This is a genomic window from Grimontia sedimenti (assembly GCF_011045095.1).
Taxonomy (GTDB): domain Bacteria; phylum Pseudomonadota; class Gammaproteobacteria; order Enterobacterales; family Vibrionaceae; genus Enterovibrio; species Enterovibrio sedimenti.
On record NZ_JAALDL010000008.1, the window covers coordinates 1 to 13,023 of the forward strand.

Consider the following 13,023-nt stretch of genomic DNA (forward strand, 5'->3'; position numbering starts at 1 on the left):
AGAGCCTGTTGCTGAGGTATCGACGTCAGTGATAGAGGCAGTGGTATCACCGGTGACAACCGCAGACTGGTTGGTGCCTTCGACCGTGACCACAATCTCATGCGTTGAATTATCAGACGCAGTAAGGGTAAATGTTTCGGTTGCTTCTTCCCCGTCCGGTAGAGCTTGCGCTTTATCCGGATCAACCGTGTAAGTCCAGTTGCCGTCGACCAGTTCGAAGGTGCCGTAGTTGCCCTCAATCGTGGTGTTGCCGATGGTGGCCGTTTCGCCGGAATCCGGATCGGTCACCGTGATTGAACCTGTTGCTGAGGTATCGACGTCAGTGATAGACGCAGTGGTATCACCCGTCACAACAGCTGCTTGATCAGTACCTTCAACCGTGACCACAATCTCGTGCGTTGAGTTGTCGGACGCCGTGAGGGTGAAGGTTTCGGTTGCTTCTTCCCCGTCCGGCAGAGCTTGTGCTTTGTCTGGGTCTACCGTGTAAGTCCAGTTACCGTCGACCAATTCAAAGGTGCCGTAGTTGCCTTCTATGGTGGTGTTGCCAATGGTGGCCGTTTCGCCATTGTCTGGGTCGGTAACCGTGATAGAGCCTGTTGCTGAGGTATCGACATCGGAAATGGTGGCGGTGGTGTCGCCGGTTACCACAGCAGCATCATCGGTACCGGTGACGGTCACGATGATTTCATGAGTAGAACCATCTGAAGCTGTAAGAGTGAACGAGTCTGTGGCTTCTTCGCCTTCCGGCAGCGGTTTAGCTTTGTCAGGGTCGACGGTGTAAGTCCACTCGCCATCGACTAACTCGAAGGTACCGTATTCGCCTTCAATGGTGACATTATCGATGGTGGCGGTTTCACCGTTGTCTGGGTCGGTGACGGTTATTGAGCCTGAGGTCGATGTGTCTTGATCGGTCACTTGTCCGGTAGTGTCGCCAGTGACGACGGCAGCGTCATCGGTGCCGGTGACAGTCACGACGATTTCATGGGTAGAGCCGTCTGATGCCGTCAGAGTGAAAGAGTCTGTGGCCTCTTCGCCTTCAGGGAGCGGTTTGGCTTTGTCAGGGTCGACGGTGTAAGTCCACTCGCCATCGACTAATTCGAAGGTGCCATATTCGCCTTCAATGGTGACATTGTCGATGGTGGCTGTTTGACCACCATCAGGATCAGTGATGTTTATCGTGCCAGATGTCGAGGTGTCTTGGTCGGTGACTGAACCCGTCATATCACCTGTGATGACAGCGGCATCGTCGGTACCCGTCACTTCGATAGTGATCGTCTGTTGAGTATTGTCTGATGCGGTCAGAGTGAAGGTTTCAGTCGCAACATCGTCTGCACCCAGAGCTTCAGCTTTGGATGGATCGATAGTGTAAGTCCAGTTACCGTCGACCAGTTCAAACGTACCGTATTGTCCTTCAATGGTGGTATTGGCGAATTCTGGCGTATCGTTGGTATCGGCATCAGAGATGCTGATTTGACCTGTCGCTGTGACAGCATCGGTAACATCCAGATAATTGATGCTGCTGACTTCGTTGTATGAACCGTCGACCAGCGTCAAGTCAGTGCCTGGAACGACATCCGGACCATCGATTTGAACCAACAGGGTCGTAGGTTCGCCTGTGTCGCCGAAGTATCCTCCGGCTTGGGTAGCTGAAACCGTCAGTACAGCCATGGTGAAGACATTGCCATAGGCATCGGTATATTGAACCGTAGCGTTAACCGAAACCGGATATGACTCTCCATTCAGTTCAATAGACTGGGAGCCGTCGTTGTTCAGCCTACCATCGCTGTCAGTGATGTTGGCGCTGAATCCAGTGGAGCTGAAATTCAGATTACCCGGCTGGCTGCCTGCATTGAAATCTTCGGTGTCGCCATCTACATCTTCACCGAATACGAACAGGTTAGTGACTTCCACCACGGGGCCTGTTTCTGTAGAAACAGAACCGGTGAAGTCACCGGAAACAACAGCGGCATCGGCAGTGCCTTCAATAGTAATAACGATTTGGTGTTCGTTGTTTTCGCTGTCGGTCAGGGTGATGGTGTCAGTTGCCGTTTGACCGGCATTCAATCCCTGGGCAACAGACGGATCTAGGGTGTATGTCCATTCTCCATCAACCAGTGAGAAGGAGCCGTATTGACCGTCAACATCAGTGTTGGCAATCACTGGTGTATCACCGCTGTCTGCATCTATCACTTCTATGGAGCCGGTTGCGGTGATGTCTGTGCCTTCCACCAGATTTGCCGAGGTATCTCCCGTCAGCTCTGCCGCGTTATCTGTGCCCGTTACATTGATGGACAGTTCATGGGTACCACCCATGGAGTCGGTAATTGTGATGGTATCGATAACGGTGATACCTTCGTCTAAACTGGCTGCCAATTCAGGATCCAGCGTATAGGTCCAGTTGCCATCAACCATGGTGAAGGAGCCATATTGCCCCTGCTGGTTGGTGTCTGGCAGCGTGGGGGTATCACTGCTGTCTGGGTCACTGACAGTTAGTGAACCAGTGGCTGTCAGCGAGCCAGTTTCATCGGTGACACCGCCTGTCGTGTCACCATCAAGGACCGCAGAATCCTCACTACCGGTAATGGTGATGACAATGTCATGCACTGTGCCGTCAGAAGCCGTGATGCTAATGGTGTCTGTGGTCGTTTCACCTTCATCCAGGTATTGGGCAAGATCCGGGTCCAGCGTATACGTCCACTCGCCATCGACCAATGTTAAGGAGCCGTATTGGCCAGTCGTTGTGCCGTTTGGTAGCGTAGGGTTTTCGCCTGCGTCCACATCAATCAATTCGACTGAACCAGAGGCGGTCAGCGCTGCGCTGCCTTCAGTGATGGTACCTGTTGTATTGCCTGTCAGCACAGGCTCCTGATCGGTGCCGGTAATTGTGATGGTGATTTCGTGCTTCGAGCCGTCAGAAGCTTCAACAGTGACGACATCAATGGTGGTCTCACCGTCTGGCAATGCTGCGACAGAATCAGGATCCAGCGTGTAGGTCCATTCGCCATCGACCAGCGTCAGCGAGCCATACTGGCCATCAACTTCGGCATCTGGCAGGGTTGGCGAGTTGTCTGAATCCGGGTCGATGACGCTGATAAAGCCTGATGTGGTTGGGGAACCGTTGTCACTGATTGAACCAACGGTATTGCCCGTCAGGACGGGCTCATCGTCTGTGCCTGTGACTGTGATGACAATTTTCTGTTCGGTGCCATCACTGGCGGTCAACGTGATGACGTCAGTGTCAGTTTCACCTGCATTTAGCGCGGAAGCAGCTTCTTTGTCCAGCGTGTAGGTCCACTCCCCATCGACCATTTCCAATACGCCGAATTCACCTTCGATGCGTGTATCTTCGAACGTTGGTGTGTCGTCGGCATCCACATCACTAATCGACAGTGAACCTGAGATGGTTTGTACTTCGCCGCTAGTGGTGTCCGTCAATGCACCACCTGTTTGACCGCTCACAACAGGAAGATCATCGGTACCCTGAATCATGATATCGATAGTGAGCGGCGTGCCATCCAGAGAGTAAACTGTGATGGACTCAGGCAAGGTATCTCCTGCGTCTAATGCATCAAAGGTTGCGTTGTTTTCCGATGCAGAGGTGTAGGTCCAATTGCCTGCTTTGTCTATGGTGATTTCACCGTAGGTTCCGGTATAAGTACCTTCCTGGAAGAAATACTCGCCATAATCGGCATCCGAGACTTTCGCCCGGCCGCTGGTAGAAATTTGACCGTCCGTTTCATCGACGGTAGCGCTGGTTTTGCCGCTAAAGACTGCCGCATCATTGGTTCCATCAATGGTGATGGTAATGGTTTGTACAGTTCCATCTTCTGCTCGTACCGAAAGGGTATCAGTGAGTTGGTCGCCTTCGCCCAAGCGGTTGATTGCACCTTTCTCGTCAGTGGTGGAGTAGGTCCAGTTACCGTTCGCATCAATGGTAATTTCACCCCAACGACCTTCAATAGTCTGAGGCATGAAGGCATTGTCGTTGCCGTCCACATCGGTTGATGTCAGTTGTCCAGACGTGCTCATAGTGCCATCGGATTCGACAATGGTACCGACGATATCACCCGCGATTTCGGCCGGATCGTTGGTGCCAACGATCGTCACTATAATCTCGGTTTCTGTACCGTCCAGAGAGCGGACAATGATGGTATCTGTAAGCTGCTCGCCTTCTTTAAGCGCATCAAATTCAGCGGTATTGGAAGGATCTGATGTGTAGGTCCAGTTACCTGCCCGGTCTATGGTGACTTCGCCGTACTCACCGTCGAAAGTACCTTCCTGGAAGAAATACTCGCCATAGTCAGCATCAGACACGTTGATACTGCCACTGGTGGTAATTTGGCTGTCGGTTTCGTTGACGCTCACACTGTTCAAGCCGCTGAAGACAGCAGTATCATTTGTCCCGTTAATCGTAATTGTGATGGTTTGCTCAGTGCCATCTTCAGACTGAACAGTGATGGTATCTGTCAGTTGGTCGCCTTCGCCGAGGCGGTTAATCGCACCTTTGCCGTCGTCGGAGCTGTACGTCCAATTGCCGTCTTCATCAATCGTCAGTTCACCCCAGCGCCCTTCAATGGTTCGCGGAGTAAAGGCGTTCTCGCCATCAACATCAGTCGCGGTTAACTGTCCTGATGTCGTCATGGTGCCATCGGCTTCGACCACAGTACCGACAATGTCGCCAGCGATTTCTGCAGGGTCATTGGTACCAATAATGGTGACTTTGATTTCGGTTTCTGTACCGTCCTGTGAACGAACAGTAATGGTATCGACGCGCTGCTCGCCCTCTTTTAGCGAGTCCAATGCGGCGTTTTGTGCCGGATCGGAGGTGTAGGTCCAATTACCTGCACGATCCATAGTCACAGAGCCGAGCTCGCCCACGTAGGTACCAGCTTCCATGTAGTATTGGCCGTTGTCAGGATCAACCACATTGATGGTGCCTGACACGCTGATCACATCATTACTTTCATAAACATCACGTTCAGCAATTGCGGAGAATACGGGGAGGTCATTGACGCCTTCAATGGTCAGAACGATTTGCTGTTCTGTGCCGTCTTCTGAGCGCACTGTGACGACTTCGGTCAGTGTTTCACCTTCTGGTAAACGCTGAATCGCACCGGTTGGATCTGTGGTGGTATAGGTCCAGTTGCCGTTTTCATCAATAGTCACTTCACCACGCAGTGTGGTGATGGTTTCAGCAATAAATTTGTTGTCTGTACCATCAACATCTGCAGCGCTCAGGGTTCCCGTTGCCGTCATGGTTCCGCTGTTATCAACCACAGTCGCGGTGACATCACCGGAAATCTGAGCTGGGTCGTTAGTGCCTTGGATGTTCAGTGTGATTTCGTGAGTGCTGCCGTCAGAAGCCGTAATCGTCACAACGTCTGTGGCTTTTTCACCCTCGCCAAGCGGCGCAACCAACTCTTTATCGACGGTGTAAACCCAAGCGCCGTTTTCGACGACCAAAGTGCCGTATTCGCCTTTGTAGGTGCCGTTATCCAGCGTGGTTTCATTGTTGGAATCTGGGTCTACGACATTCAGGGTTCCTGAGGCTGAAGCAGGGACTGTCCCGTTGCCGTCCGTTACCGTTGCAGTGGTATCACCTTCAACAGTAGCGTCATCATCTGTGCGGGTGATGGGGAGTGTTACCGTTTCTTCAACCGTCGTTTTTCCGTCGGAGACACTGACGGTGACACTGATTTCTTCAAGGTTCAGAGTATCGTCGTCAATGGCGGCAGCGCCTGCTTCCGTTAGCACAACTTTGCCGTCTTCAATGGCAAAGTAGCCGTTAGGATCATTAGTGATAGTAATGGTCAGTGCGTCGCCGTCGCCATCAGTGGCATCAATAGATGCAATCACACTGCCCTCAGAGACATTCTCATCTTCAGTGAGCTCGACAGGTGTGATGGTGATTTCTGGAGTATCCTCAACCTCTGCGACGTTCACGCTTACGTTGCCAGTCACCGTTGACTGGCCGTCAGTGATTTCGATTGTGAAAATGATGGTGCCGTTGAAGTTTGGTGGAGGTGTCAGCGTAAATGAGCCATCGCTGTTCTCTGTGATGGTTGCGCCTTCAACACTTGATTGAATGCTCGAAACCTGAATGTTGGCAGTGTCTCCACCAGTAATTGCACCAAGAATATCAGCGCGGCTGAGAACAATGTCGCCATCTTCCGGAGAGGAAATGTTTAGGCCATTGAAAGTCGGTGTTACGTAACCATTACCGTCATTGGTGCTGCCACTGGAATCACCGCTTCCATCGTCCGCGCCTTCTTCGGTATTTGAAAGTAGTGCGGCAAAGCGAGTGTTGAAAAGGGTATCAGCTTGCCCCTGAGAAAGCCCTGAAGAAAAAAGTCCTGTGCTGTCAAAGCTGGAAATATTGCTGATTCCGCCAGTGGAGGCGTTGTATTCAATAACAGAAGCTGCGGCCAATGCTGAGCCAGCGGCCTCTTCACCTGCTGCTGTTTCAGTGCCTTCCTTTTGGGTGGGATCATCGCCTTCTTCAATCGCCGCGATAACGTCGAGCACATCCGAAGGGAGGTCGAGGTTATCGAAACCTTCTTCTCCAACAAGTAATGCTTCGTCAAGCACATCAAGCTGCTCACCTTCTTCTGTTACCAGCCAGGCGTTTTTTCCATTGGGTACGGATAATACATCGCCGGTTTGCAGCACGGTGTTGGGTGCAGCTTGCACCAATTCACCGTCCGGTTTTACCACAAATGCTTGTCCTACGACCTGACTAATAACCAAGTTGATAGCCATAGTTTTCTCCCGACAATTGGCGGCTCATCATTGAGCTAAATGTTTATCTTTTGAGCGGTTTGTTAAAAGTAGTACATAACGTTAAGTGGGGATAAGCCGGTCAAGGAAGTTAGATAAATTTTCTTTGCAATCTGTTTCATAAATGAGATTTACGTGCAGGCTGGTAATGGAAGTGAATAGAAAAGCGACATTGTCACCCGCGAAAAAGATGGAAATAGGTCTCATATGCAACTGACAAACAAATAATTAAGTCTGTGTCAGATTTGGCAGTCACAATGAAAAGCCACTAGCTTTATAAGGCAGAGAAATGTTTCGCCAGTGAGAAATAAGTGAGTGCGGGAAGTCGCCGATGACGGGGTCCGTGCCTCATCAAGGCCTGCAGAGAAAGGCTAACCAAAAGCTGATTGGCGATCTTGGCCCAAGACGGTTGTGTCTGAAAAAGTCTTAAAGGAAGGCCTAATGACAGGTTTGGTGAAAAATGAGCCCTTGATTGTGCTCGCGGACGAAGATCTTTCCCACATTGATTTTTACCAGCAAGTTTTGAGTGAGAGTGGATATTGGCTGCGTTCGGTCGCGACGCCCGCCAAATTGATGACCATCCTCCAACAGCATCCGGTGAATATTCTTGTTATCAGCATGGATTTTCCGTTTGAAGATGGTGGTTCATTGGCCCAAGAGATAGCCAAGATCCAACAGTTACCGACCTGCCGCAACACGCGGATTGTGATGACGAGTAGCCAGTTTTCTGTTGAACAAAAACAACAGGCCTACCGAAGCGGTGGCGCTGATTATGTGGTTTATCCCATCGCCCCAGAGGAATTGTTCCTGAAAATGTCGACGCACCTGACGGCGGGAGCAAGAAGCAACGTCGCCAGTGCGTTGAGTAGAAGCTTCAATGTGCTGTCTGAGTCTAACCTTTCGCTGTATCCCATGATGGCGACGGCACTAAGCTGCGCCCAGATGCTGAATCAAACCTCTCTCAGCAATAAGCAGGCGCTGTACTTGGATAGCCTGACCCGCGCCCTCAAACGCACTGGGGTGATCTGCGATAACCTGCGCGATTTCCAAGAGCTTTCTTCGCACTTTCTCTCGCTGGAAAACACGCCTTTCGACCTCGACCAATTATTAGAAAGTTTGCGTGAGTACCTACTCAGCGAGGCGGAGAGTCGTGATGTTGAACTTCTGTTTAATGTGCCACTGGACGTACCGCGCTCCTTGGTGGGTGACCCGGACAGATTGCGCAGAGTGCTGCTCAACTTAATTGATGAGGCCATGATTGTCGGTGAAGGCAGTCCCATTATTCTCAGCATCAAGTCGGGTCAATTGAACGATAACAGTGCTGTGCTGGAATTCGCGATCAACCAGAAAGTGACGGACGACGAGCACATGTTCGACGATCTGGAAGAGTTAAACGAACGCCTGCTGATGTCCAAGTCGGAAGTGGATGAATCCATCAACCTGCTGATTGCATCTTGCTTGATTGAGCAAATGGGCGGGCAGGTGCATGATGAAATGGATGACAGCGAGGCCGGCGTTTATTTCAATCTGGAGTTGCAACTGGCAAAAGCTACGTCAGATAAGAGCTTCTCTGTGCCTGTCGATTTGCGTGAGCTTCGCGTTCTTATCGTTGATGACAATCCTTCTTCCATCGCGGTGCATCAGGCCATCATCGAGTCGTTGGGCTTTGATGTGGATGCAGCCAGTGATGTAGACAGTGCGTTCACCGCCATTATGGAAGGGCATCTGGATTTAGAGTTGGAACCTTATGACCTGGTATTGCTTGATTGGCACATGCCTGGGAAGAAGGGGTTCCATCTGCTGGAAAAAATCAAAGATGACCTTGAGCCTGAGAAACACCCGCTGGTGATTGTGATCAGCGCGTATGACAAGAAGAAAATCGACAAGGAGCGCGGTCAGGGCAAGATTGATGGCTACCTCCATAAACCTATTTCTGCGTCAGTGATGTTCGATACCATCATGGAAGTGATGGGGCAAAACTTGCCCAAAACACACCGACGTGTCATCGGGGCCAAACAGTATGGCTCGGCCGTCACTGTCAACGGCGGCGGACGCCGGATTCTGGTGGTGGATGACATGCCCATCAATCAGCAGATTGCCCGAGAGGTCTTAATCAGTAACGACTTCCAGGTGGAATTAGCCTCTTCCGGCCGTGAAGCGGTGGTCAAGGTTTGTCCGGCACCAGAGCTATACGATGCCATTTTGATGGATCTAGAAATGCCAGAAATGAACGGACTGGAAGCCACCCGGATCATCCGTGAAACTTCTGACAAAGAAAGCTTACCGATTTTTGCGGTGACCGCACATACCATGGAGCGTGACCGTCAACGTTGTTCAGAAGCGGGAATGAATGACCATATTCCCAAGCCGCTTGATGCTGACAACTTGTTGCAAAAGCTCGCTGGGTATCTTGGACTGGCCGTCACCTCGGTCTCGATTCAGGAAGGGGAAGAGGCAGGCCAAGCGACTGAATACGAATATGTCGATGTGGAGGATGGGATCAAACGTGTGATGGGGAACGAGGCGCTTTATTTCAAACTGCTGAGTGACTTCGTCCATCAAGCCAGAGCGCAGGAGAATCAGGTCTATCAAAAAATTGAAGCGGGGCAGCTGACGGAAGCGTCGGAAAATGCTCACACCATTGCTGGCAGCGCGGGAAACCTTTCAATCGTGGGTTTACGCCGCTCGGCCAAACAACTGCAGAACGCCCTGATGGCGCTGGAAGATTATCAATCGCCGCTCACCCACTTTAAGCGCGACATGGACAACGCGATAAAGGAAATTGGGGAGATTTTGCTGAAGCGTCATCAAACCGCTATCCCACAGAGCCTGTTGAACGCTGAAAGCGCAAAGAACACGCCATCAAGCTCAGCGACGCCGGATGTGGATCAAGCAAAACTTTTGCGCTTAAAAGTCTTCAAAGATCAAATGATGTCGCAAGACCTGATAGCGATCGATACCTATTATCAGTTGCTGGTCGACTACTGCGATTTGGCACCCAAGTTGAAACCCGTGGGCGATAAATTGATTGAGCTTGACTATGCCAAGGCGTTGAGCGCCTTCAACGCTTACATCAAAGAAAACAAACTGGATATCCCATTGGCTGATGAAAAGGGAGCAACGCATGCACGCTAATAACATTGCTCCAGACAAAGATACGGTTCTGTTGGTCGATGAATCACCAAACAGTATCCGCATCCTAAACGCCATTTTGGGTGAAGAATACCGGGTGATTTTTTCGACCTCGGGGGCAACAGCCAAAGTGTTGGCGAAGGCTGAATCGCCCAAGTTGATCCTGATGGATGTCGAGTTGCCTGATATGGATGGGTTTGAACTTTGTCAGTACTTTAAAACTGAACCAGACACCAAAGATATCCCTGTCATTCTGATCACTGAGCATTCAGAAGATGAAGGCCGGGAAATGGGGTTGAAAATTGGTTGTGCCGATTACATTTCCAAGCCAGTGTCACCCGCAGAAGTCAAACTGCGCATCTACAACCAACTTCGTATTCGTCGCAATGAAGAATTGATCATGCAGCGAGCGCTCTACGACTCGCTGACGGGGTTAGCGAACCGTAATCTCACACTTGATCGGCTTCGCTACGCTATCGCTCACGATCTCCGTCGGGGCTTAATGACGGGCGTGATGCTGGTGGATATCGACAATTTCAAAATCATCAACGATACGCTGAGCCATGACGTGGGCGATCAGGTGTTGGTAGAGTTGTCTCGCCGGATTGTGAAAACCGTGCGCGAAATAGACACCGTCGGACGGGTCAGTGGCGACGAATTCCTGATTGTCTTTCCCGGCTTGCATCAGACAGAAAATGCCTGCCAGATCGCCAGCAAACTGCGCAAGGCCATTAATAAGCCAATCGAAATCTCAGGTGGCGGTGAGGTGCATGTCACTGCCAGCATGGGGATCTCGCTAAGTCCGCTGGACTCAGATGATTTCAAGCGTCTCTTTGGTAATGCTGATATTGCGAAACATCAGGCGAAAGAGGGCGGTAAAGACAGCTATCGCCTGTTTACCAGTGAGATGAATGATAACGTCCACCGCCGGTTGAGGCTTGAATATCACCTGGTTTGGGCGCTCTCCCGCGGGGAGTTTTCTTTGGTATACCAGCCATTGTATAACCTGAACACCAACCGTATATCTGGCGCAGAAGCATTGCTCCGATGGAACAACGACGAACTGGGTTCTGTCGCGCCAACCGAGTTTATTCCTATCGCAGAACAGTCAAACCTCATCTATGAAATTGGCAAATTTGTTCTCGATACTGCCATGAACGATTTTGCATCACTGACAAATAAGGAAGGGGATTTACTGCATCTGGCCGTCAACATTTCCCCACAACAAGTCAGGCAACCGCAATTTGTTGATGACTTCACCCAAATCATGGAAAAGCATGAGTTCGCAGCCGAAAGACTGGAGTTGGAGGTGACGGAAGGGCTACTCCTCAGCAATCAACCGAACGTCAAAGAGATGCTGAACACTCTGCATGATTTGGGCACGGAGCTGTCGATGGATGATTTCGGCACGGGCTATTCCTCTCTCAGCTACCTGCTTCAGTTCCCTTTCGATGCCCTGAAAATTGATCGTGAGTTTGTCGACGGTATTACGGACGTTGAATTAAATGAAGCCCTCGCTACCGCCGTCATTTCTATGGCTCAAGGGCTGAAGATCAAGACGGTTGCCGAAGGTGTAGAGACCGAAGAGCAACTGGAGATGCTCAAGTCGAAAGGTTGTGATTTAGCACAGGGCTACTATTTGAGTCGTCCGTTAGATATTGAAGGGTTGAAGGCGCTCTTAGGCGACACTCAGGCTTCACCGCTCGGAAATACCACTATTGAGAGTTCGGAGGATGAATCAAAGGCTACCTGATCGCGATCAGTAACTGGATTCAACAAAAGGGAGCAATGGCTCCCTTTTGCTTTTGAGACGATGAACTTTCGGTAGTGAAAGGAGAAGCTACTTCAACCATCCGGCGACCGTTTGTACCGGATCACCGCCTCCTTGTGGCGTCAGCCAAACGGCGATTGCTGATGGCTTGGCGGCGACCTCGTTATCCAGCGTAAACTGCCAGTTTTGCTGCCCTGGCTTAGCGCCGAAATCTACCACCACAAAATCATGTTCCAAAGTTCTGCCGCGGTTCTCACCACGTTTTACCTTGGTTTCAATATCCATGGCGAGCAGTGCAAATTGTGCGTTGAGGTGTGCATTGCCTTCGTAATTCACACTGAGAATATTGCCGTTAAGAGACGCTTTTAGTGCGGGCGCTTGGGGACCGTTGACATACGGAACGGGCTGTCTGGCGAAAAAGCCCCGCCATTCCTGATCATTGATAAACCATCCTGGGGTATACACGCCACTGGCACGGCTTTGAGAGACCTTCTGTCGCTGCCTTTGACTGAACTCAGACTTGGCGTATTTATCCTCCCAGCCAATGTAATTCCAGTAATCCACATGAAACGCCATAGGAATCACACTCGTCCAAAGCCCATCTTTCCCTTTGAGCTTGTTAAGCGTGGCTTCTGCCGGAGGGCAACTGCTGCATCCTTCTGAGGTATAAAGCTCTACGATGGTCGCTGGCGAGCCGTTGCTTTCCCAGCTCTGTGCAGACAGTGTCGCAGGTGCCAATGCAGCGGCAACGAGAGTAAAAGAAAACAAGGTGCGCATATTGGATCCCTTCTATAGCGTGTCAAGACAAAGACCCGAGTTGATATGGATCTCTTTCAAATCGTGAAACTGAATCTTGATGAATCCTTGTGAGATAATGACCTTATTTAAATTAACGCTGAGGTGAAATAGGGTGGGCATGCTTCACCATGTTTCTATTCAAAATATAGCGTCCAATATCGACTGAGGCCGAGTATGAACACTTCTCCTGAATCCTATGTGGTCGTCATGACTACCTTCGCTGATGACAACATCGGCAAACGTATTATCGAATCGCTGCTGGAAAAGAAACTGGCGGCCTGCGTTCAGGTGCTACCCATTCAGAGTTACTACCATTGGCAGGGGAAGATAGCGTCGGATACTGAAAAGCAGGTGATGATAAAAACGAAAAAGTCACTATATCAGGATGTCGAAGCAGAAATCAGTCGGTTGCATGATTACGACGTGCCCGAAGTGATACAACTGCCGATTGAAGCGGGTTTACCTGCTTACCTATCCTGGATTTCTGAAAGCTGCGAACAATAAAAAGCCTCTGTTGTTTGAGTAACAGAGGCTTTTTATTCATT

General features: G+C 50.5%; 5 protein-coding genes. 3 read left to right on the plus strand and 2 right to left on the minus strand.

Features of this window, described 5'->3' with window-relative positions:
* Window positions 1-6,759: VCBS domain-containing protein (locus tag G5S52_RS11700; protein ID WP_165013720.1), on the minus strand; the 6,759-nt coding region annotated here is incomplete at its 3' end.
* A 459-nt stretch (window positions 6,760-7,218) separates the two neighbouring features.
* On the opposite strand from G5S52_RS11700, the gene G5S52_RS11705 reads away from it, so the two are divergent.
* Entirely contained in the window at window positions 7,219-9,912 is a 2,694-nt protein-coding gene (locus tag G5S52_RS11705; protein ID WP_165013722.1) for a response regulator, read from the plus strand.
* Complete coding sequence (locus G5S52_RS11710; RefSeq protein WP_165013724.1) at window positions 9,902-11,662, plus strand: two-component system response regulator; 1,761 nt, start codon at window positions 9,902-9,904, stop codon at window positions 11,660-11,662. Before G5S52_RS11705 ends, G5S52_RS11710 begins: the two co-directional genes overlap by 11 nt.
* Window positions 11,663-11,749: 87 nt before the next feature.
* Here the strand turns inward: G5S52_RS11710 and G5S52_RS11715 are convergent, their stop codons facing one another.
* Window positions 11,750-12,457 (minus strand): DUF1223 domain-containing protein, encoded by a 708-nt coding sequence (locus tag G5S52_RS11715; RefSeq protein ID WP_165013726.1) that lies wholly within the window; start codon window positions 12,455-12,457, stop codon window positions 11,750-11,752.
* Window positions 12,458-12,652: 195 nt separating this feature from the next.
* On the opposite strand from G5S52_RS11715, the gene cutA reads away from it, so the two are divergent.
* Entirely contained in the window at window positions 12,653-12,982 is a 330-nt protein-coding gene (gene cutA, locus G5S52_RS11720) for a divalent-cation tolerance protein CutA (protein ID WP_165013728.1), read from the plus strand.
* Window positions 12,983-13,023: the final 41 nt, after the last annotated feature.

Bases quoted from the DNA above. Each gene is read 5' to 3' on its own strand.
- G5S52_RS11705 (WP_165013722.1), top strand. From the start codon at position 7,219: ATGACAGGTTTGGTGAAAAATGAGCCCTTGATTGTGCTCGCGGACGAA.
- G5S52_RS11710 (WP_165013724.1), top strand. From the start codon at position 9,902: ATGCACGCTAATAACATTGCTCCAGACAAAGATACGGTTCTGTTGGTC.
- G5S52_RS11715 (WP_165013726.1), bottom strand. From the start codon at position 12,457: ATGCGCACCTTGTTTTCTTTTACTCTCGTTGCCGCTGCATTGGCACCT.
- cutA (WP_165013728.1), top strand. From the start codon at position 12,653: ATGAACACTTCTCCTGAATCCTATGTGGTCGTCATGACTACCTTCGCT.